Raw genomic sequence first — 21,108 nt, forward strand, 5'->3', positions numbered from 1 at the left:
GTGACGTCAATCCGGCCAGGGGAGACCGGGCGGTGGAGCGAATCTATCGGACGGGAGCCGGGACGGGCTCCGGCAGGGGGCAGGGTTCATGATTAACCGGTACCTGCGCAATCTGGCCGTGTGGGCGATCATCCTGGCGGTCGTCCTGTACTTCTTCCTGCCCCTGTACCGCACCCGCGGCCCCCGCGAGGAGATCTCCTACACCCAGTTCCTCCAGCACGCCCGGGCGGGGCGCATCGTCGAGGTGACCATCGGCGACGAGACCGTGTCGGGCCGGCTGCGGGACGGCCAGACCTTCCGGACATACGTGCCGCCGGGGGACACCTCGTACCTGGCGCTGCTGCAGTCCGGGGGCGTCCAGATCCACGTGGAGCCCAAGTCCCGGACCACCCTGTGGCCGAGCCTGCTGTCCACCATGCTGCCCATCTTCCTGCTCATCGGCCTGTGGCTGCTCATGCTGCGGCAGGCCCAGAGCGGGAGCAACCAGGCCATGTCGTTCGGCAAGAGCCGGGCGCGCCTGCACACCGAGAACCGACCCAAGGTGACGTTCGACGACGTGGCGGGGGTGGACGAGGCCAAGGAGGAGCTGCAGGAGATCATCGAGTTCCTCAAGCACCCCAAGAAGTTCCAGGCCCTGGGGGCCAAGATCCCGCGGGGGGTCCTGCTGGTGGGGCCGCCGGGCAGCGGCAAGACCCTGCTGGCCAAGGCAGTGGCCGGGGAGGCCGGGGTGCCGTTCTTCTCCATCTCCGGGTCGGAGTTCGTGGAGATGTTCGTGGGGGTGGGGGCCAGCCGGGTCCGCGACCTGTTTGACCAGGCCAAGAAGAGCGCGCCGTGCCTGGTGTTCATCGACGAGATCGACGCCGTGGGGCGCCAGCGGGGGGCCGGCCTGGGCGGGGGCCACGACGAGCGCGAGCAGACTCTCAACCAGCTCCTGGTGGAGATGGACGGCTTCGACCCCAACGCCGGCATCATCGTCATCGCGGCCACCAACCGGCCCGACATCCTGGACCCGGCGCTGCTGCGGCCCGGGCGGTTTGACCGGCGGGTGGTGGTGGACAACCCGGACAGCAAGGGGCGGCGGGCCATCCTGGACGTCCACGTGCGGGGCAAGCCGCTGGCCGAGGACGTGGACCTGGACCTGCTGGCCAAGCACACCCCGGGCTTTTCCGGCGCCGACCTCGCCAACCTGGTGAACGAGGCGGCCCTGCTGGCCGCCCGGCGCAACAAGAAGAAGATCACCATGGCCGAGATGGAGGAGGCCATCGAGCGGGTCATCGCCGGGCCTCAGCGGCGCAGCCGCATCCTCAGTGCCAAGGAGCGGGAGATCGCCGCCTACCACGAGGGCGGCCACGCCCTGCTGGGCAAACTGCTCCCCAACGCCGACCCGCCCCACAAGGTGACCATCCTCCCCCGGGGGATGGCCCTGGGCTACGTGATCTCGGCCCCGCCCGAGGACAAGTACACCTACACCAAGAGCGAGCTGCTGGACCGCATCACCGCCATGCTGGGCGGGCGGGTGGCGGAGGAGCTGGTGTTCAACGAGGTCACCACCGGGGCCCAGAACGACTTCGAGCAGGCCACCGAACTGGCCCGCAAGATGGTCACCGAATTCGGAATGAGCGAGAAGCTGGGTCCCCTGTCCCTGGGCAAGCGGCACGGCCCGGTGTTCCTGGGGCGGGACCTGGTGGAGACCCGCAACTACAGCGAGGAGATCGCCTACGAGATCGACAAGGAGGTCCGGCGCATCATCGACGAGTGCTACGAGCGCGCCCGCGACCTGCTGCAGGCCAACCGGGACCGGCTGGAGCGCCTGGCCCGGGCCCTGCTGGAGCACGAGAGCCTGGAGGGCGAGGAGATCGACCGGGCCCTGGCCGGTGAACCCGTGGAGCGCCCGGCCCGCCCGGCGCCCGCCGGCCGGCCGGCGGCAGAGGCTCCCCGCCCCGAAGTGCCTCTGCCGGCCCCCAGTCCCACCCTCAAGCCCAAGCCCGAGGCGTCCTAGAGCCATCTGTCCGCGAGTCCCTCCGGACCCGCCGCGGGGGACCTGCGCGACCGCTGCCTGCGGGGAGAGGGAGCGGACCCTGGAGGCGCGAAGTGAGCCGGTGCTCCCCGATGGTCAGCGGCACGACGTCGCCGCGGGGCAGGAGGATCTCATGTCCACCCGCCAGATTGCCTACGCCGCAGTGCTGGCCGCCCTGTACGTGGTGGTGGGACAGGTGGTGCGCTACCTGCCCAACCCCATGGTCCCCGGGGCCATCATCGCTCTGAACATGGTGGTGGTGGTGATCGCCGGGATCCTGCTGGGGCCGGCCGCCGGAGCCCTGGTGGGCCTGGTGGGCACCGGCATCAATGGCTTTTTCACGCCCGCAGGGAACGCGTTCGAGCGCGTGGCCGTCATCCCTCATGCCGTCATGGGCCTGGCGGCCGGGGTCGTGGGTCGCCGGTCCGTCCTGGCCGGCGCCTTCACGATCCTGGTGGGGCACGCGCTCAACATCCTGGGGTTCATCGCCGCGGGCCTGCTGCCGGCCTCGGAGATCGCCGGGGCGGTCTTCGTCTACGGGCTGGCCTTTGAGACGGTGGTGGATGTGGTGGTGATTCTGCTGGCGGTGCCGCTCCTGCGGCCGCTGGTGACCCGGACCTGACGGGTATCCGCCCGGCGCCGGAGGCGGGAGGGGCGGCGCCACAAGCGGCGGTCGGGAGGTGAGGATATGCCGACGGTCGAGGCGCCGGAGTATCAGGTGGAACGGCGCGTACTCGTCGACCCCAGGACGACCGCGCTGGTCATCGTGGACATGCAGAACGACTTCGTCACGGATGGTGGGGCGCTGGTCGTGCCCCAGGCCCGCGAGACCATCCCCGCCATCCAGCGGCTGCTGTCCCTGGCCCGGGGGCACGGGATGGCGGTGTTCTTCACCCAGGACACCCACGACCCCGGAGACATCGAATTCGCCATCTGGGGCCAGCACGTGGTGCGGGGCAGCTGGGGCTGGCAGATCGTGGACGAGCTGGCGCCGCGGCCCGGGGAACGGGTGATCCAGAAGCTGCGCTATGATGGCTTCTTTGGGACATCCCTCGACCATGAACTGCGCCTGCGGGGCATCACCACGGTGATCGTGTGCGGGACCGTGGCCAACATCTGCGTCCTCCATACGGCCGGCAGCGCCGCGATCCGGGGGTATCGGGTGATCCTGCCCATCGACGCCATCTCCGCGCTGACGCCGTTTGACCTGCAGGTGGCCATCCGGCAGACGTCGTTCCTGTACCGGGGGACCATCACCACGTCCGATGCGATTCAGGTGGCAGCGTAAAGGCCCTCCCGGGGCCGGACCGAGTGAGAGGAGGTGGAGGGTGGCTCGCGCGGGGCGTCTGGCGCGCAAGGCGGGGCTCAGCTGGGGGCCGATTCTCATCTATCTGGCGGTGGTGGCTGTGGCCACCGGGGGCCTGGTGGCGTGGGACGCAGTCTACCGGCGGCGGGAGGAGGAAGCCCGCCGGCCTCCGCCGCCGGAGGTCCTGGTCCGCAACCTGATCGAGAACATCATCGGCCGCGGATCGGTCAAGTCTCTCGCCGTGGACGAGGCCGCGGGCACCGTGGATGTCACCTTCGAGTCGGCCACGTACCCGCCGGCGGCCCGGGCGCTGGTCAGCGGCGAGGTGGTGGCCAGGAATCTGGATCAGCTGCTGGTGGGCATGCGGGTGGTCCGGGGAGATCCCCTGGTGTACGTCCGCTCGGCCGACGGCAAGGTGGTCCTGGGCGCTCAGGCCGAGTACACCGGCCGGGTGGTCGCCGTGCTGGTCAAAGCCGGCGACCGCGTCCAGGAAGGCCGGGCGATGGTGCTCATCGAGCCCGACGACAAGACCGACGCCCGCAAGAACCTGGAGACCGAGGGCCTGCTGGCGTCCCAGGCGGTTCTGTCCCAGCTGCCGGGGATCAAGACGGTGACGTCCAGGATCACCTACCGGGACATCACCCTGGCCACCGTGGTGGGCACGCGGGGCGAGCGGGGGGTGACCACCACCTACCACCCGAGCCTGCGGTGACGGCGGCGCGGGGTGCATCCGATGGCCGGGGGAGGACGGGTGGACGCGGCGGCCGCACGCGCGCGGGTCGAGATCGGTGAGCGGCTGAGCATCGCGGACGTGGTGCGGGTGGCCCGGGAGGGAGCGGAGGTTGTCGTCTCGCCTCGGGCCCGGGAGAACATGGAGCGGTCCCGCGCGGTGGTGGACCGGATCATCCGCGACGGCCGCGTCGTCTACGGCATCACCACCGGCGTGGGCGACCTGGCCGCCGTCCGCATCTCGCCCGAGCAGGCCGCCTCCCTGCAGCTCAACGTGGTGCGCAGCCACAGCGCCGGCGTGGGGGAGTCCCTGCCGGAAGAGGCGGTGCGCGCCATGATGCTCCTGCGGGCCCACGCCCTGGCCCTGGGATACTCGGGGGTGCGCCCGCAGATCGTGGACCTGCTGGTGGCGATGTTGAACCGGCGGGTCCACCCCGTGGTGCCCTCCCAGGGATCGGTGGGAGCCAGCGGCGATCTGGCGCCCCTGGCGCACCTGGCCCTGGTCCTGGTGGGGGAGGGCGAGGCGGTGACCGACGGCCGGCGCCTGACGGGCGGGGAGGCGCTGGCCCGGGCCGGGTTGCAGCCTGTGGTTCTGGAGGCCAAGGAGGGCGTGGCCCTGATCAACGGGACCCAGGGAATGACCGCCCTGCTGGCCCTGGCGGTCCACGATGCCCGGATGCTGGCGGTGGTGGCCGATATCGCCGGGGCCATGACCTTTGAAGCCCTGCGGGGTCTGCCCGACGCCTTCGACCCCCTGCTGCACCAGGTGCGGCCCCATCCCGGCCAGGCGGCCAGCGCCGCCGTCCTGCGCCGGTTGATCGCCGGCAGCGAGATCCTGGCCCGGCCCCGGTCGTCCGCCCGGGTGCAGGATGCCTACGCCCTGCGGTGTATGCCCCAGGTCCACGGGGCGTGCCGCGACGCCCTGGGCTACGTGGCCGGCGTGGTGGACGTGGAGATCAACAGCGCCACCGACAATCCCCTGGTATTCGCCGATGCAGAGCGCGTGCTGTCCGGGGGCAACTTTCACGGGCAGCCGGTGGCGCTGGCGGCCGATGTGCTGGCGGTGGCCACAAGCGGACTGGCCAGCATCAGCGAGCGCCGCATCGAGCGCCTGGTCAACCCCGCGCTGTCGGGGCTGCCGGCCTTCCTGACACCGGACGGAGGACTGCACTCCGGCCTGATGCTGGCCCAGTACACGGCCGCGGCCCTGGTGTCGGAGAACAAGGTCCTCTGCCACCCGGCCAGCGTGGACAGCATCCCCACCTCCGCGGGGCAGGAGGACCACGTGAGCATGGGCATGATCGCCGCCCGCAAGGCCGCCCGGGTGGTGGCGCACACCGGCCAGGTGCTGGCCATCGAGCTGGTCTGCGCGGCCCAGGCTCTGGAGTTCCACCGTCCGGCCCGGCCGGGCGCGGGTACCGGCGCGGCCTACGCCGCCGTGCGGGAGGTGGTCCCGCGCCTGGAGGAGGATCGGGCGCTGGCCCCGGATCTGGAGGCCGCAGTCCAGCTGGTGCGCAGCGGCCGCCTGGCGGCGGCGGTGGAGGGCGCGGTAGGGGAGGTGCGCTGATGGCGGTGGGAGGGATGCGTCGGATCGTGCGGGCGCCCCGGGGGACCCAGATCAGTTGCCGCGGGTGGCCCCAGGAGGCCGCCCTGCGCATGCTGATGAACAACCTCGACCCCGAAGTGGCCGAAAAGCCCGACGAGCTGATCGTGTACGGGGGGACGGGCAAGGCGGCACGGAACTGGGAGTGCTTTGACGCCCTCGTCCGCTGCCTGCGGGAACTGGGAGACGACGAGACGCTGCTGGTCCAGTCGGGCAAGCCGGTGGGGATCTTCCGGACCCATGAGTGGGCCCCCCGGGTGGTCATCAGCAACTCCATGCTGGTGCCGGCCTGGGCCACCTGGGAGACCTTCTGGCGGCTGGAAGCCCTGGGCCTGATGATGTACGGCCAGATGACCGCCGGCTCGTGGATCTACATCGGCACCCAGGGGATCCTCCAGGGGACCTACGAGACGTTTGCGGCGGTGGCCCGCACCCACTTCGGGGGGACCCTGCGGGGCCGCCTGGTGCTGTCGGCAGGCCTGGGCGGGATGGGCGGCGCCCAGCCCCTGGCCATCACCATGAACGAGGGCGTGGCCCTCATCGTGGAGGTGGACCCGGCCCGCATCCACCGCCGGCTGACCAGCGGGTGGGTGGACCACGCCACCGACCATCTGGACGAGGCTCTGCGGACGGTGGAGGAGGCCCGACGGGCCGGGCGGCCGCTGTCGGTGGCGCTGCTGGGCAACGCCGCCCAGGTGTATCCCGAGCTGGTGCGCCGGGGCGTGCGCTTCGACGTGGTCACCGACCAGACCTCCGCCCACGACCCGCTGGGCGGCTACGTCCCCGAAGGCGTCACCGCCGAAGAGGCCCCGCGCCTGCGGCGGGAACAGCCCGAGGAGTACGTGCGGCGGGCGCGGGCGTCCATCGCCCGGCACTGCGAGGCCATGGTGGCCATGCGCCGGGCCGGCAGCGTGGTGTTCGACTACGGCAACAACCTGCGCGGCCAGGCCCGGGAGGCCGGGTATGCCGACGCGTTCAGCTATCCGGGATTCGTGGAGGCCTACATCCGGCCGCTGTTCTGCGAGGGCAAGGGGCCTTTCCGGTGGGTGGCCCTGTCGGGGGATCCCGAGGACATCCGGGAGACGGACCGGGCGGTGGTCGAGCTGTTCCCCGAGAACGCATCCCTGGCCCGCTGGATCCGCCTGGCCGAGGAGCGGGTTCCCTTCCAGGGCCTGCCGGCCCGCATCTGCTGGCTGGGCTACGGCGAGCGGGCGGTGGCCGGCCTGGCCTTCAACGACCTGGTGCGTCGGGGTCGGGTGAGGGCTCCCATCGTCATCGGCCGTGACCACCTGGATGCGGGGTCGGTGGCCTCGCCCTACCGCGAGACCGAGGGGATGCGGGACGGCTCCGACGCGGTAGCCGACTGGCCGATCCTCAACGCGCTGGTGAACACCTGCGCGGGCGCCACCTGGGTGGCGGTCCACCACGGGGGCGGGGTCGGCATCGGCTACTCCATTCACGCGGGACAGGTGGTGGTGGCCGACGGCACCGACCTGGGCGCCCGCAAGCTGGAGCGGGTTCTCACCACCGACCCGGGCACCGGCATCATGCGACACGCCGACGCCGGCTACGAGCAGGCCATTGCCGCCGCCCGCCGGCACGGGCTGAAGATCCCCATGCTGCCCGGCGCCGGCGGGGCATGACACCCGCGTCGAGTCCGCATCGGGAGGGAGGCGACGTGTACGCGCTCAACTTCTACTCCGCCGTGTTTGCCGAGCAGCTGCGGGACGGCCGCAAGACGGCGACCATCCGGCTGGGGGACAAGCGGGACAAGTATCGCCCGGGGCAAATCGTGTGGCTGACGGTGGGCCGCCGCTTCGGGACCCGCAAGAAGATCGCGGCAGCCATCGTGGACGCGGTGGAGGTGAAGGCCCTGCGCGATGTCACGCCGCGGGAGATCCAGCGGGACAATCCCGAGCTGCGCCGGCACGACGAGCTCATCGACTTTCTCACCAACATCTACGGCCGGGAGCGCCAGATCACCCTGGACGACACGGTGACGGTGATCCACTTCTCCCGGGTGGAAGAGTAGGGGGAGGCCCCGATCCGGCCGGTCAGGCCCGGACCGCCAGGTAGATGGCGCGCCCCGGCTCGCGCAGTCCCCAGTCGCGTTCGGCGTCGGAAACCTCCACCGCCGCAAACCCCGCGGCCTGCAGCGCCTCGCGGAGGGTGGCGTCGGGATGGCACCGCTGGGAGAGGGTGAGATCTGTGCGCGTCCACCGGCCCTCCTCCTGGCGGAACAGGGCCAGCTGGAACGTGGCCACGCCGGTGGCGGGGTCGAAGCGGGGGCGGGCGGCCAGGACGTGGTCGTCGGCGATGATGCTGAACGACCCCCGCCAGCGGGCCAGGTAGCCGTCGGCGGTGTTCACGTCAAAGCAGAACCGCCCGCCGGGCCGCACGGCGCCGGCCGCGGCGCGGAAGGCGGCTTCCAGCTCCGCGCGGTCCATCAGGTGGTTGACGCTGTCGTAGGTGCACAGGACCGCGTCGAACACCGGAGGGAGCGCCAGGCGGCGGACGTCGGCGCAGATGAACCGGGCGTCCGGGGCCGTCCGGCGGGCGTAGCGCAGCAGCTCCAGGGAGCCGTCCACGCCCGTGACCCGGTACCCCCGCGCTTGCAGCAGGTCCGCCAGCGTCCCGTCCCCGCAGCACAGGTCCAGGATCCGTGCGCCGGCGGGAACGTGGGGCAAGACCAGGCGGTCCAGGACCGGCAGGATGCGGTAGGCGAACGCGTCGGGCCCGGATCCCCAGTAGCGGTGGTAGAACCAGGCAAACCGGTCGTAGGCGGCCGCCGGTGCAGCCGGTCCGGACGACTGCGGTGCCCGGGACATCCTCCCACCTCCTCCGCAGACGGGTGTTCCCGACCCCGCCGCCGCGACGACACGGGGGTCTGACCCCACAATTCCAGGACGCCTCACGGGCGGAGGCCCGCATGTCTGCTGAGGGTAGCTGTCTTCCGCCGCCGGGCCCCGCCGTCCTTCCGCACGCCTGCGGGATACCCCTCTACCCGCCCGGGGGGGTGTCCGCTGGGGTGGGGAGCAGGAGAAACTCGGGCGGTATGTGCCGCGCCAGGTAGATGGACGGCGACGCCCGGTAGAACTGCACGCCGGCGGCGTGGGCGCGCCGGGCCAGCACCGTGATCACCACCGCGTCGGGACTGTGGCGCTGGCCCACCGCCAGCGCGTCCTGCCGCGACGCCGACAGGTGCACGAACTGGCGGGCCTGGGGCTGCAGGCCCCGGGCGCGGATGGCCTCCAGGGCGGCCGGCGACGTCCCGTGGTACAGCCACTCGGGCGGCACCACCGGCGGGCCCGGGGTGTCCACCGGGACGCTGTGGCCGTAACGGGCCCGGATGCGGCCGCCGGACACCTCATAGCGCCGCGGGTCCACGCGGGCCACGGCGCGGATGCTGTCCGCCGTCACCCACGCCCAGCCGGGCTGCCGGGCCAGGGCGGCGGCCAGCGTGTCGATGTCCACGTAGCCGGAGGGGTCCAGGGCCACACCCACGCTCTCGGGCCGGTGGCGGAGGACCAGGGCCAGAAACCGGCTCAGGCGTTCCGTGCGATCCCCCGACCGCGCCGCGGGTGGTCTTCGGCTCATCCGAATCGCTCCGCGCCGGCGGGCGCTCCGGGCGCACTCCGACGCCCGCACCGGCTCGCCCACGCGGGCAGTGGCCGAGTTCGCGGACGCCGGCGGAGCCTCCTCCCGCGCCGCGGCCCGCCGAGGAGGACGCCTGCGGCGCACAGAACATACCCACCGTCCACCGTCCGGGGCGCCCGGCGCGGGGCGCCGAGGTGCGGATGGCCGAGGAGCCATGTCCGGGATCCTGGTTGAGTGCGTGCCCAACTTCAGCGAAGGACGCCGCCGCGACGTCATCGAGGCCATCGCCGAGGAGGTTCGCCGGACACCCGGGGCGCGGCTGCTGGACGTGCAGGCCGACGAGAGCCACAATCGCTGCGTGCTGTCTTTCGTGGGCGATCTCGAGGCGGTGACAGCCGCGGCCCTGGCCGCCGCCCGCCGGGCGGTGGAGCTCATCGACATGCGGGTCCACCGGGGCGAGCACCCGCGGCTGGGGGCCGTGGATGTCATCCCCCTGGTGCCCATCGCCGGCGTGACCATGGAGCACTGCGTGGCCGCCGCGCGGGAGCTGGGCCGCCGCCTGTGGGAAGAGCTGCGGGTGCCCGTGTACTTCTACGCCGAGGCGGCCACCCGCCCCGAGCGCCGGCGCCTGCCGGATATCCGCAAGGGGGAGTTTGAAGGCCTGGCGGCCAAGATGGCCGACCCTGCCTGGGCGCCCGACGTGGGCGATCCCCATCCCCACCCGACCGCCGGGGCCGTGGTGGTCGGGGCGCGGCGTCCCCTGATCGCCTTCAACGTCAACCTGACCACCACCGACGTGGAGGTCGCCAAACGCGTCGCCCGGGCGGTGCGCGAGAGCAGCGGAGGCTTGGTGAACGTGCAGGCGATGGGCGTCACCAGCGAGGGAGGACAGGCCCAGGTGTCCATGAACCTGCTGGACCACACCCGCACGCCCCTGTACCGCGCATTCGAGCTGGTTCGCACTGAGGCCGCCCGCTACGGGGTGGAGATCCAGGAGAGCGAGGTGGTGGGCCTCATTCCCCTGGACGCGGTGGCCGACGTGGCGCGCTTCTACCTTCGCCTGCGCGATTTCCGCCGGGACCAGATTCTGGAAGCGAAACTGATGGAATGACCCTTCCCCAGCCTCGAGGCCGACCGCCATGACAACCGAAGCTGATCTGCTGGTGGTGCACGCAGCCCAGCTGCTCACCCTGGCCGGGCCCAATCACGCGCCCCGCACCGGCGCCGCCCTGGCGGAGGTGGGGCTGGTCCGGGACGGCGCCGTGGCCGCGGTGGAGGGGATCGTGGTGGCCGCGGGGCCCACGGCCCAGGTTCTGGACGAGGTGACGCCCGCGCCGGGCGCGGAGGTGATCGACGCCTCCGGGCGGGTGGTCCTGCCGGGCTTCGTGGATCCCCACACCCACCTCATCTTCGCCGGCTCGCGGGAGGACGAGTTCGAGTGGCGCCTGCGGGGCGCCCGCTACCAGGATATCCTGGCCGCGGGGGGAGGCATCCTGTCCACCGTCGCCGCCACCCGGGCCAGCAGCGAGGACCGGCTGGTGGACCTCGCCCGCCCGCGGGCCGACGGCATGCTGTCCCACGGGACCACCACGGCGGAGGTCAAGAGCGGCTACGGGCTGACGGTGGATGACGAGGTCAAGTGTCTGCGGGCGGCGCACCGCCTGTCGGCATCCCACGACCTGGACCTCGTTCCCACCTTCCTGGGGGCGCACGCGGTCCCTCCCGAATACGCCGGAGAGCCTGACCGGTACGTGCAGCTGGTGGTGGAGGAGATGATCCCGGCGGTGGCGGAGGAAGGCCTGGCGGAGTTCTGCGACGTGTTCTGCGATGAGGGGGCGTTCACTCCCGAGCAGGCGCGGCGCGTGCTGCAGGCGGGGGCAGACGCGGGGCTGGCGCCGAAGATCCACGCCGACGAGTTCGCCGATACCGGGGGGGCCCGGCTGGCGGCGGAGGTCGGTGCCGTCTCCGCCGACCACCTGCTGCGATCGTCCGACGACGGCCTGCGGGCCCTGGCGGCCGCGGGCACGGTGGCGGTGCTGTGCCCGACCACGGCCCTGGTCCTGGGCCTGCCCTACGCCCGCGCCCGCGCCATGGTGGAGCTGGGCGTGCCGGTGGCGCTGGCGTCGGACTTCAATCCCGGGACGTCGCCCACCTATGCCATGCCGTTGGTGATTGCGCTGGCGTGCGCGGGCATGCGCCTGACCCCCGCCGAGGCCATCGTGGCCGCCACCATCAACGCCGCCCACGCCATCGGGATGGCTCCTGAGGTGGGCAGCCTGGAGCCGGGCAAGGCGGCCGACCTGGTGGTGCTGGACGCGCCGGACTACCGGCACCTGGCCATGCAGGCGGGGGTGCATCTGATCCATACGGTCGTCAAGCGCGGCCGGGTGGTGCGGCGGTGAGGACGCTGTCGGTGCAGGAGTTCCTGGACCGCCTGGCCTCCTCCGACCCCACGCCCGGTGGCGGCTCCGCGTCGGCGGTGGCGGGGGCGGCGGCCGCCGCACTGCTGGGCATGGTGGCGCGGCTGTCGGCCGGCAAGGGGGAGGACGACGCGGCGCTTGCGCAGGCCTCCGCCGCCGCCGACGCCGAGCGGGTGGCCCTCCTGGACCTGGCGGAGCGGGATGCGGCGGCGTTCGATGCGGTGGTGCAGGCTATGCGGTTGCCGCGGAGCACTCCGGAAGAGCGCGCGCGCCGCCAGGAGGCGGTGCAGGGGGCGCTGCGCGCGGCCGCCGAGGTCCCGCTGGAGGTGGCCACGCGGTGCGCGGCCCTGCTGGACCTGGGCGCCACCCTGGCGCGGGCCGGGGCGGCCGCCGCCATCAGCGACGTCGGGGTCGCGGTCCTGCTGGCCTACGCGGCGGCCACCGGCGCGCTGCTCAACGTCCGGATCAACCTGACGTCCCTGCGGGATGCGGCCTATGTGGCCCGGACCGGCGAGCAGGTCCGCGCGCTGCTCCAGCGGGCCGAGGTGGTGCGCGACGAGGCCCTGGCGGTGGTCGAAAAGCGGCTGGGCCCCATCCCGATGCCCCCGGCCCCTCCCGGCCAGGACACCTCGGCGGGCGGCCCGCCGGCCTCGGGCGACCGCGCCGGGCGGCGGGAGTGAGCGGTGGATCCCACCGACCGCATCATCCTGGAGGGCATGCGCTTTTTCGGCTATCACGGCGTCCTCCCGGAGGAGCGCGCCCGGGGCCAGGAGTTCGTGGTGGATGTGGACCTGCTGGCGGACCTGAGACCTGCCGGGCGCACCGACGACCTGGCCGCCACCGTGGACTACCGGCGGGTGTACGACCTCGTCCGGGAGGTGGTGGAGGGACCGCCGCGCCGGTTGCTGGAGGCGGTGGCGGAGGAGGTGGCCGCCCGCCTGCTGGGCCTGGGGGCCGTGACCGCCGTGCGCGTGCGGGTGCGCAAGCCGTCGGTACCCCTGCCCGGCCCCGTGGACTACGCCGCGGTGGAGATCGTCCGCCGCCGGGCGTGACACCGCTGGACCGATGGAGCGCTGACCCGTTGAGGCGTCCTGACCCCCGAACCTCGACCCCCGGCATCCCCCCCGTCCCGCGATCCCGGGTCTTTCTGGGACTGGGCTCCAACCTGGGCGACCGGGCGCGGCTGGTGGAGCAGGCGCTGGCGGCGCTGGAGTCCTCGGGGCGGGTGCGGGTGGTGCGCCGTTCGTCGCTGTACGAGACGGCCCCGGTGGGGAAGACCGACCAGCCGCCCTTTGTGAACATGGTGGCTCAGGTGGAGACCGATCTCCCCCCGCAGGCCCTGCTGTCCCTGGCCCAGGAGGTGGAGCGGTCGCTGGGGCGGGTGCGCGGCGAGCGCTGGGGGCCGCGTTCCATCGACGTGGACATCCTGCTGTACGGGGACCTGGTGGTAAACACCCCGGCCCTGGTCATTCCCCACCCGGAGATCACCCGCCGGCGCTTCGTCCTGGAGCCGCTGCTGGAGATCGCGCCCGACGCCGCCCTGCCCGATGGCAGGCGGCTGGACCAGTTCCTCCCGCGGGTGCGCGACCAGGCCGTCCGCCGCCTGTCCCCATGAACGGGGAGGGCCTGGTCTACCGACCTCCCCCGTCGGCCCAGGAGCCCCTGCTGCCCGAGGGCGTGCCGGTGGTGGCGGTGGAAGGCCCCATCGGCGTGGGCAAGACCACCCTCGCCCGGCGCCTGGGAGAGGCCCTGGAAGCGGAGGTGGTGCTGGAGGTGGTGGAGGAGAACCCGTTTCTCTCCCGGTTCTACGAAGACATCCGGGCCGTGGCCTTCCAGACCCAGATCTTCTTCCTGCTCAGCCGCTTCCGCCAGCAGGAAGCCGTCCGCCAGGCCCGGGCCCGCGGCGTCCCGGTGGTAACCGACTACATCTTCGCCAAGGACCGGTTGTTTGCGCGACTGACCCTGGATCCGCAGGAGATGGACCTGTACGATCGGGTGTACGCTGCGCTGGCGCCCCGCGCGGTCACCCCTTCCCTGGTGGTATACCTGCGGGCGTCGCTGCCGACGCTGCTGGAGCGCATCGCCCGGCGCGGCCGTCCGTTCGAGCGGGCCCTGCAGCCGGCCTATCTTGCCCGGCTCTGCCAGGCCTACGACGAGTTCTTCGACTCCTACGGCGACGCGCCGGTGCTGCAGGTGGACACGGATCGGGTGGATATCTTCAGCGACGCGGACCTGCGCGCCATCCTGGCCTATGTGGCGCGGGGCACACCCCGGGTACAATGAGGACGCGCGTCCGGAGGGAGGCACCCTGCCCGTGGCGTGGTTCGTAGCCATCAGCGGCAACATCGGCGCGGGAAAGTCCACCCTGACCGCCGCCCTCAGCCGCCGCCTGGGGTGGCGCGCCTGCTACGAGGTGGTGGACGACAACCCCTACCTGCCGGACTTCTACGCCGACATGCGCCGCTGGAGCTTCGCCCTGCAGGTGTTCTTCCTCAGCCGGCGCTTCCAGCACCACCAGGAGATCGCCCGATCCCCCGTGCCGGTGATTCAGGACCGGACCATCTACGAGGATGCGGAGATCTTTGCCCGCAACCTCTACCTCCAGGGCCTGATGGACGAGCGGGACTTCCGCACCTACTCCGATCTGTTCGCCACCATGGTGGGCCTCCTGCGCCCTCCGGATCTCGTCATCCACCTGCAGGCCTCGGTGCCGACACTGCTGGAGCGCATCCGGCAGCGGGGCCGCGCCTACGAGCAGCGGATCCCGCCGTCCTACCTGGCCCAGCTCAACGAACGCTACCGGGAGTGGGTGGACCGCTTCACCCTGTGCCCCCTCCTCACCGTGGACGCCGACCGCCTGGACCTCGACAGGCTGGACCCTGTGGTGGAGGCTATCCAGAACCGCCTGGGGACCGGAGCGGCCGGGGGAGGCGCCGGGCCCGGCAGCCGGAGGGAGGCATGGCCGACCTGACCGAGGCCGCGGTGGCGGCGCGGCTGCGGACGCGCCGATTCGGCCGCCCGGTGGTGGTTCTGGATCGGGTGGGGTCCACCAACGACCGGGCCCGCGAGATGGCCGACGCCGGCGCGCCGGAGGGGACCGCGGTCATCGCCCGGGTGCAGACCGCGGGCCGCGGCCGGCGCGGCCGTCGGTGGCTCTCTCCGCCCGGAGGCCTGTGGATGTCCGTGGTGCTGCGCCCGGGCCTGCCGGTGGCGCAGTGGCCCCTGGTGGGGTTCGCGGTGGCCCTGGCGACGGCCGACGCCGCCGCCGCCACTGCCGGCGTGCGCGCAGCCCTGAAATGGCCCAACGACGTGGTGGTGGGTGACAGCAAGCTGGCCGGGGTGCTGGTGGAGGCGGCCGGCTCCGCGGCCGTCGCGGGCGTCGGGGTGAACGCCAACCTCGACGTGGACGCGTTGCCCGCCGAGGTGCGCCAGGATGCCACGTCCCTGCGGTCTCTTACGGGGAGCGATGTGGACCTGGCGTTGCTGGCGGCCGATGTGTTGTCCCGGTGCGAGGAATACTACGACCTGCTGCACCAGGATCCCGCTGCGGTGGTGGCCGCCTGGCGCCGCCGCAGCGCCACCCTGGGCCGGCGCGTGCGGACGGGCGGCGCCCGGGAGGTGGAGGGGGTGGCGGAGGACGTGGACGACACGGGCGCCCTGGTGATCCGCACGGCGGCCGGCCGCGTGCGGGTGGTCGCCGGAGAGGTGTCGCTGCGTCCCGCGCCCGCGGCCAGAGAGGAGCGGCCATGGCTCAGATCACCGACGTACCGGGAGTGAGCGTCGGTCACGCCACCGACCTGCAGGCGGCCACTGGGTGCACGGTGGTCCTGTGCGAGCGCGGCGCGGTGGGCGGCGTGGACGTGCGGGGGTCCGCGCCCGGGACCCGGGAGACGGATCTGCTGCGCCCCATGACGCTGGTGGAGCGGATCCACGCGGTCCTGCTGACCGGGGGCAGCGCCTTCGGCCTGGCCGCCGCCGACGGGGTGATGCGCTTCCTGGAGGAACGGGGGGTGGGCTACGACGCGCGGGTGGCCAAGGTGCCCATCGTCCCCGCGGCGGTGATCTTTGATCTGGCCGTGGGCAGCCCGCTGGTGCGGCCGGATGCGGCCATGGGATACGCTGCGGCCCTCGCGGCGTCGGCCGGGCCGGTGGAGGAGGGGAGCGTCGGCGCCGGGACCGGGGCGACCGTGGGCAAGCTGGGCGGGTCGGCGACGGCCATGAAGGCCGGCGTGGGCACGTGGTCGCTGCGCCTGCCCGGGGACGTGGTGGTGGGCGCCCTGGCGGTGGTCAACGCCTTCGGGGACGTTCTGGACGACCGGACGGGACAGATCCTGGCTGGCGCCCGGGATCCCGCCAGCGGTCGCTTCCTGGACACGGCCCGGGCGCTGGTGGGCGGCGTGCGGCCGGCGGGGCTGGCCACCAACACCACGCTGGCGGTGGTGGCCACCAACGCCCGGCTGACCAAGGAGCAGGCCAACAAGCTGGCCCAGCTGGGCCACGACGGGCTCGCCCGGGTCATCTCGCCCGTCCATACCCTGTATGACGGGGACACCGTTTTCGCCCTGTCCACCGGCGCCGCCGACGCGGACCCTCTGGCGCTGGGCGCCGCCGCCGCGGCCGCGGTGGCGGAGGCCGTCAAGCGCGCGGTGCGTCTGGCCCGGGGGCTGGCGGGGATTCCCGGGCTGGCCGACCCCTGACCGCCGCCGGGCCGGATGTGGTACAGTATGCAGAGAGCCGGCACCGTCCCGGGGCCGGACTCCCGAACAGAGCCACTCGATCAGGCTCCGTCCGGTACTCGAAGAGACTGGAACGGAGGGATACCATGGCACAGCCCGGATACGCCCCTTCCGTTCTCCGGAAGGGGTTTCGTCTGTCCGCCCGGGACATCTCGGTGACCGGAGCCCTGGGGGCGGTGGCCGCCGTCCTGGGCTACGTGCCCGGGTTGGGCTTCATTCCCGCGCCCACCCCCGCGGGCGCGGCCACCACCATGCACATCCCGGCCATCATCGCCGGGGTGCTGGAGGGCCCGGTGGCCGGCGCGCTGGTGGGTGGCATCTTCGGGTTCTGGAGCTTCTACCGCTCCACCACCCCGATCTTCAAGAACCCCGTGATCGCCTTCGGCCCGCGGATCCTCATCGGCGTGGTCGCCGCCCTGGTCTTCGCAGCCCTCCAGCGCCGGTACGCCCGGGCCCTGGCGGCGGCCGTTCTGGGCGCCGGCATGTTCACCATCCTCGGGCCCGGCGCCTCCCGCTTCGAAGAGGCGTATGCCGCCGGGGCGATCGCTCCCAGCTGGCTGATCGCCGCCTACCACGCGGTGGCGGCGGCCACCGTCGTCCGGCCGTGGGTGGCGGCGGCCGCTGGCGTCGCCGCCGCAGCCATGGCCTACGCCGCCCTGAGGGGAGCCAACGCGGCGCCGGCCGCCGCGGCGGTGGCGGGCACCCTGACCAACACGGTGGGCGTGCTGAGCCTCATGGTGGCGTTCGGCTACATCCCCGCGGGGGCGGCGTTCGTCATCGGCGCGACCCACGGGCTGCCGGAGGTGGTCCTGGCCGTGGTGGTCACGGTGCCGGTGTGCCGGGCGGTGGAGGCGGCGCGGGGGCGGTAGGAGTCCGCTCCGGTGAGGGAGATGCTGCTGGCCCTGAACATCAACAACACCCAGATCAAGGTCGGTGTCTACCGGGACGCGGCGCTGCTGGTCCACTGGCGCCTGGCCACGGTCCTGGACAGGACCGACGACGAGTACGCCATGCTCCTGCGGGCGCTGTTCCAGCACGCCGGGATGGAGTTCGCCGGAGTGGAGGCGGCCGCCATCTCCTCGGTGGTGCCGCCGCTCACCGACGTCTTCGACCGCCTGTGCCGTCGGTACTTCCGGGTCACGCCTCTGGTGGTGGGCCCCGGGGTGCGCACCGGGATCCGGATCCTGTACGAGAACCCCAAGGAGGTGGGGGCGGACCGGATCTGCAATGCGGTGGCCGTGTACGCCCGGTACGGGGGGCCCGCCATCGTGGTGGACTTCGGCACCGCCACCACCTTCACCGCGGTGTCCGCCGACGGGGACTTCCTGGGCGGCGCCATCGCGCCCGGCATCGGCATCTCGGTGGACGCCCTGGCCGAGCACACGGCCCAGCTCCCCCGCATCGAGCTCAGCAAGCCCCGCACCGTGATCGGCCGCTCCACCGTCACCGCCATGCAGGCCGGCATCGTCTACGGTTTCGTGGGACAGGTGGAGGAGATCATCCGCCGGATGCGGGCGGAACTGGGCGCGCCCGCGGTGGTGGTGGCCACCGGCGGGTGGGCGGAGCTGATCGCCGACGAGTGCCGGTCCATCGACCACCTGGACCCGCTGCTGACCCTGGAGGGCCTGCGGCTCATCCACGAACGCAACCGCCCGGCGGCCCGGGGCGTGGAGGCGGTAGAGCGGTGACACGCGTGGAACGCGGAGACGGGGGTGGCGGCGCCGCAGTGGGGCAGGAATCCCCCACCGCGGCGCGTAGTAGAGCCGAGGGCATGAAGGTCAAGCGGGTCGTGTCGGTCAGCCTCGGGAGCAGCAGCCGCGACCACCGCGTGGAACTGGAGATCCTGGGCCAGCGGGTGATCGTGGAGCGCATCGGCACCGACGGCGATGTGCGCCGGGCCCGGCGCCTGCTGGAGGAGCTGGACGGGCAGGTGGACGCCCTGGGCCTGGGCGGCACGGACCTCTACCTGACCGCCGGGTCCCGCCGCTACCGGATCCGGGAGACCGCCGCCCTGGTCCGCAACGTCCGGCGTACCCCGTTCGTGGACGGCGGGGGGCTGAAGGCCTCCTGGGAGCGGTGGCTGATCACCGAGTACCTGCCCACCCGGCGGGGGCTGTCCTTCCGGGGGCGGCGGGTGCTGCTGGTTTCCTCGGTGGACCGCTACGGGATGGCGGAAGCCTTCGCCCTGGCTGGCGCCCAGACGATTTTCGGCGACTTCCTGTTCGCCCTGGGGTTGCCGATCCCCCTGCGCTCGCTGACCTCGGTGAAAATCCTGGCCGCCCTGATCCTCCCGTGGCTGTCCCAGGCGCCCATCGCCTGGCTGTACCCCACCGGCAAGAAGCAGGAGCGGATCACGCCCCGGTGGGAGCGGTACTACCGGTGGGCTGACGTGGTGGCCGGCGACTTCCACCTCATCCGCCGGTACATGCCGCCGGACCTGCGGGGCAAACTCATCCTCACCCAGACCATTACCCGCGCCGACCTGGAGGAGCTGCGCAGCCGGGGGGTGTGGCTGCTGGTCACCGACGGGCCGGACATGGGCGGGCGGGCGTTCGCCACCAACGTCCTGCAGGGGGTGATCGTGGCCCTGCTGGAGCGGCCGCCGGAGGCGATCTCCCCCGAGGAATACCTCCAGACCGCGCTGCGGGCCGGATTCGAGCCCGGGTACTACGAGCTCAACCCCGACCTGGCCCCGCCGTGGGCGCCGGCCCGGCCGGCCGCCGCGGCGACGCCATGACTCCCGGGGGACGCTGGAGCGGCAGACCGTGACGCGCGAGCCCGCGACCCCAGACCTCGACCCGCAGTCCCCCGCCGCGTCGCGGGCGCCGGAGTCCGGAGGATCCCCCGACGGCGGCATCGGCCGGTTCGCGTTCATCATCCACCCCCTGCGGGTGGAGGACTTTGCCCGCCGCTACCCGGTGACCCGCCGGCTGCCGGCCCGCCTGGTCGAGCGGGTGTTCCGGTGGGTCCCGCCTCGCCTGGTGTCCCGCATCACGGGCATCCGCTCGCCTACCGGGGCGCGAGCCGAGGGCTGGTTCATCGGCCTCCCCCTGACTCCCCGCACGCTGCTGGAGTCCCCGCTGGAGTTCGCCTATCGCCGCATCATCCAGGCCGGGCGCCTGGCCGAGGCCCTGGGGGCCCGCATCGTCGGGCTGGGCGCCTTCACCAAGATCGTCGGTGACCGCGGCGTGACCGTGGCGCGCCACCTCCGCATCCCGGTGACCACGGGCAACAGCTACACGGCGGCCACGGCCGTGGAAGGCGCCCTCCTGGCGGCCCGGCGGATGGGCATTGACCCCTCCGGGGCCACGGTGGCCGTGGTGGGCGCCACGGGGTCCATCGGCACCGCGTGCAGTCACCTGCTGTCCCGGGAGGCGGGACGGCTGGTGCTGGTGGCCCGCACCCGGGAGGCCCTCGAGGCGCTGGCGGACCGACTGCGGGGCGGCCGGGCCCGGATCGAGGTGGGGACCGATGTGCGGCAGGCCGTCCGCGCGGCCGACGTGGTCCTGGCCGTCTCGTCGGCCACCGACGTCCTGATCGAGCCCGAGGACCTGCGGCCCGGTGCGGTGGTGTGCGACGTGGCCCGGCCCCGCAATGTCTCGCGCCTGGTGTACGAGCGCCGGGACGATGTGCTGGTCATCGACGGCGGCGTCATCCAGGTGCCCGGGGATGTGGACTTTGGGTTTGACTTCGGGTTTCCGCCGCGGATGTGCGAGGCGTGCATGGCCGAGACCATCCTGCTGGCCCTGGAGCGCCGCTTCGAGCCGTTCACCCTGGGGCGCGAGGTGGACCTGGCCCGGGTGGAGGAGATCGCCGCGCTGGCCCGCCGCCACGGGTTTGCCCTGGCGGGCCTGCGGCGGTTCGAGCGGGCGATCCACGACGGCGAAATCGAGCGGATCCGCCAGGCCGCCCGCCGCGCCGGCGTCGCCCGCGCTTGACGGACGCCGGGGCCATGGGATATACTGCGTCCCGCTGAGGGCGCAGGCCCTCAGTTTTTGATCGCCGCAAACCGCACAGCAGGGCGCGGGGGGCGCTGTAGGCCGGTCGGCCTACGGTGTTTTCTCTTCATCCCGTCCCAGGAGTGTGGGCGATGGCAGAGGCGGAAAAGGAGACCATTCTGACGCCCGAAGGCCTCCGGCGGCTTGAGGAGGAGCTGGAGCACCTCAAGACCGTCCGCCGGAAGGAGGTGGCCGAGCGCATCAAGCAGTCCAAGGCGTTCGGCGACCTGATGGAAAACTCCGAATACGAGGACGCCAAAAACGAGCAGGCGTTCGTGGAGGGGCGGATCCTGCAGCTGGAGCAGCTGCTGCGCAACGCGCGGGTGGTGGATAACCACGGGGTGCCGCCCGACCAGGTCACCGTCGGGTCCACGGTCCAGGTAAAGGATCTCGGCAGCGGAGAGGAAATCACGTACATGATCGTCGGCACCGCCGAGGCCGACCCGGCCCGGGCCCGGATCAGCAATGAGTCGCCCGTGGGGCGGGCGCTCCTCGGCCGGCGCGCCGGGGAGACGGTGGAGGTGACGGTACCGGCGGGGCGGATCCGGTATCGGATCCTGAAGGTGACCCATTGACCGGGCGGTCGGCGACGGCCGCCCCGGGCAGGGGGACGCCCTGCCCGGTCTTATTTTTCTGCGGCCGGGCACACCGTCCAGGGGAGGGGAATTTGACCCGGTTTTCGGGCGTAGGATAAGATGGGTG

The 21,108-nt window shown here is 72.7% G+C and carries 23 protein-coding genes; 21 read left to right on the forward strand and 2 right to left on the reverse strand.

Annotated features, from left to right (window positions below; genetic code table 11):
* The first annotated feature begins 91 nt into the window (after positions 1–91).
* The 7 genes from ftsH (at position 92) to RB150_05710 (ending at position 7,687) form a co-directional block, all read left to right on the forward strand.
* A complete protein-coding gene (gene ftsH, locus RB150_05680; protein ID MDQ7820021.1) occupies positions 92–1,999 on the forward strand; it encodes an ATP-dependent zinc metalloprotease FtsH in 1,908 nt (635 codons plus the stop codon).
* A gap of 151 nt (positions 2,000–2,150) precedes the next feature.
* Positions 2,151–2,639 carry an ECF transporter S component gene (locus RB150_05685; GenBank protein MDQ7820022.1) on the forward strand — a complete coding sequence of 163 codons (489 nt, stop codon included), beginning with the start codon at positions 2,151–2,153 and terminating at the stop codon, positions 2,637–2,639.
* Positions 2,640–2,705: 66 nt separating this feature from the next.
* Positions 2,706–3,305 carry an isochorismatase family cysteine hydrolase gene (locus RB150_05690; protein ID MDQ7820023.1) on the forward strand — a complete coding sequence of 200 codons (600 nt, stop codon included), beginning with the start codon at positions 2,706–2,708 and terminating at the stop codon, positions 3,303–3,305.
* Positions 3,306–3,345: 40 nt separating this feature from the next.
* Complete coding sequence (locus RB150_05695) at positions 3,346–4,035, forward strand: hypothetical protein (GenBank protein MDQ7820024.1); 690 nt, start codon at positions 3,346–3,348, stop codon at positions 4,033–4,035.
* A 21-nt stretch (positions 4,036–4,056) separates the two neighbouring features.
* Positions 4,057–5,619: a histidine ammonia-lyase gene (hutH, locus tag RB150_05700; GenBank protein ID MDQ7820025.1), complete on the forward strand. Its 1,563-nt coding sequence runs from the start codon at positions 4,057–4,059 to the stop codon at positions 5,617–5,619.
* Positions 5,619–7,298: a urocanate hydratase gene (gene hutU / locus RB150_05705; protein ID MDQ7820026.1), complete on the forward strand. Its 1,680-nt coding sequence runs from the start codon at positions 5,619–5,621 to the stop codon at positions 7,296–7,298. Before hutH ends, hutU begins: the two co-directional genes overlap by 1 nt.
* 35 nt (positions 7,299–7,333) lie before the next feature.
* The gene (locus RB150_05710; GenBank protein MDQ7820027.1) at positions 7,334–7,687 is read left to right on the forward strand and encodes an ASCH domain-containing protein; all 354 of its coding nucleotides are present in this window, start codon (positions 7,334–7,336) and stop codon (positions 7,685–7,687) included.
* Between the two features lie 22 nt (positions 7,688–7,709).
* Here RB150_05710 and RB150_05715 read toward each other — a convergent pair whose 3' ends face one another.
* Together RB150_05715 and RB150_05720 are read right to left on the reverse strand one after the other, a co-directional pair.
* Positions 7,710–8,483: a class I SAM-dependent methyltransferase gene (locus RB150_05715; protein ID MDQ7820028.1), complete on the reverse strand. Its 774-nt coding sequence runs from the start codon at positions 8,481–8,483 to the stop codon at positions 7,710–7,712.
* Between the two features lie 172 nt (positions 8,484–8,655).
* Complete coding sequence (locus tag RB150_05720) at positions 8,656–9,252, reverse strand: RNA 2'-phosphotransferase (GenBank protein ID MDQ7820029.1); 597 nt, start codon at positions 9,250–9,252, stop codon at positions 8,656–8,658.
* A 214-nt stretch (positions 9,253–9,466) separates the two neighbouring features.
* On the opposite strand from RB150_05720, the gene ftcD reads away from it, so the two are divergent.
* From ftcD to greA, 14 genes are all read left to right on the forward strand, one after another.
* A complete protein-coding gene (gene ftcD, locus RB150_05725) occupies positions 9,467–10,363 on the forward strand; it encodes a glutamate formimidoyltransferase (protein MDQ7820030.1) in 897 nt (298 codons plus the stop codon).
* Positions 10,364–10,391: 28 nt separating this feature from the next.
* Positions 10,392–11,654 carry an imidazolonepropionase gene (gene hutI / locus RB150_05730; protein ID MDQ7820031.1) on the forward strand — a complete coding sequence of 421 codons (1,263 nt, stop codon included), beginning with the start codon at positions 10,392–10,394 and terminating at the stop codon, positions 11,652–11,654.
* Complete coding sequence (locus RB150_05735) at positions 11,651–12,352, forward strand: cyclodeaminase/cyclohydrolase family protein (GenBank protein ID MDQ7820032.1); 702 nt, start codon at positions 11,651–11,653, stop codon at positions 12,350–12,352. The genes hutI and RB150_05735 overlap by 4 nt, the downstream gene beginning before the upstream one ends.
* 3 nt (positions 12,353–12,355) lie before the next feature.
* Positions 12,356–12,724, forward strand: coding sequence for a dihydroneopterin aldolase (gene folB / locus RB150_05740; protein ID MDQ7820033.1), 369 nt, complete (start codon positions 12,356–12,358; stop codon positions 12,722–12,724).
* A gap of 29 nt (positions 12,725–12,753) precedes the next feature.
* Positions 12,754–13,287 (forward strand): 2-amino-4-hydroxy-6-hydroxymethyldihydropteridine diphosphokinase, encoded by a 534-nt coding sequence (folK, locus tag RB150_05745; protein MDQ7820034.1) that lies wholly within the window; start codon positions 12,754–12,756, stop codon positions 13,285–13,287.
* Entirely contained in the window at positions 13,284–13,955 is a 672-nt protein-coding gene (locus RB150_05750) for a deoxynucleoside kinase (protein ID MDQ7820035.1), read from the forward strand. The genes folK and RB150_05750 overlap by 4 nt, the downstream gene beginning before the upstream one ends.
* A gap of 31 nt (positions 13,956–13,986) precedes the next feature.
* Positions 13,987–14,643, forward strand: a complete 657-nt coding sequence (locus RB150_05755) for a deoxynucleoside kinase (protein MDQ7820036.1) — start codon at positions 13,987–13,989, stop codon at positions 14,641–14,643.
* On the forward strand, positions 14,631–15,449 hold the full coding sequence (locus tag RB150_05760; GenBank protein ID MDQ7820037.1) for a biotin--[acetyl-CoA-carboxylase] ligase: 819 nt from the start codon (positions 14,631–14,633) through the stop codon (positions 15,447–15,449). Before RB150_05755 ends, RB150_05760 begins: the two co-directional genes overlap by 13 nt.
* The gene (locus RB150_05765) at positions 15,419–16,369 is read left to right on the forward strand and encodes a P1 family peptidase (protein ID MDQ7820038.1); all 951 of its coding nucleotides are present in this window, start codon (positions 15,419–15,421) and stop codon (positions 16,367–16,369) included. The genes RB150_05760 and RB150_05765 overlap by 31 nt, the downstream gene beginning before the upstream one ends.
* A 125-nt stretch (positions 16,370–16,494) precedes the next feature.
* Entirely contained in the window at positions 16,495–17,277 is a 783-nt protein-coding gene (locus tag RB150_05770; GenBank protein MDQ7820039.1) for an ECF transporter S component, read from the forward strand.
* Between the two features lie 21 nt (positions 17,278–17,298).
* Positions 17,299–18,096 (forward strand): type III pantothenate kinase, encoded by a 798-nt coding sequence (locus RB150_05775; GenBank protein ID MDQ7820040.1) that lies wholly within the window; start codon positions 17,299–17,301, stop codon positions 18,094–18,096.
* An 83-nt stretch (positions 18,097–18,179) separates the two neighbouring features.
* Complete coding sequence (locus tag RB150_05780) at positions 18,180–19,145, forward strand: quinate 5-dehydrogenase (GenBank protein MDQ7820041.1); 966 nt, start codon at positions 18,180–18,182, stop codon at positions 19,143–19,145.
* A gap of 28 nt (positions 19,146–19,173) precedes the next feature.
* Entirely contained in the window at positions 19,174–20,346 is a 1,173-nt protein-coding gene (locus tag RB150_05785) for a shikimate dehydrogenase (protein MDQ7820042.1), read from the forward strand.
* A 152-nt stretch (positions 20,347–20,498) separates the two neighbouring features.
* Positions 20,499–20,981 carry a transcription elongation factor GreA gene (gene greA, locus RB150_05790; GenBank protein ID MDQ7820043.1) on the forward strand — a complete coding sequence of 161 codons (483 nt, stop codon included), beginning with the start codon at positions 20,499–20,501 and terminating at the stop codon, positions 20,979–20,981.
* Positions 20,982–21,108: the final 127 nt, after the last annotated feature.

The sequence above is a fragment of the Armatimonadota bacterium genome (genome assembly GCA_031081675.1).
GTDB lineage: Bacteria > Sysuimicrobiota > Sysuimicrobiia > Sysuimicrobiales > Kaftiobacteriaceae > Calidihabitans > Calidihabitans tengchongensis.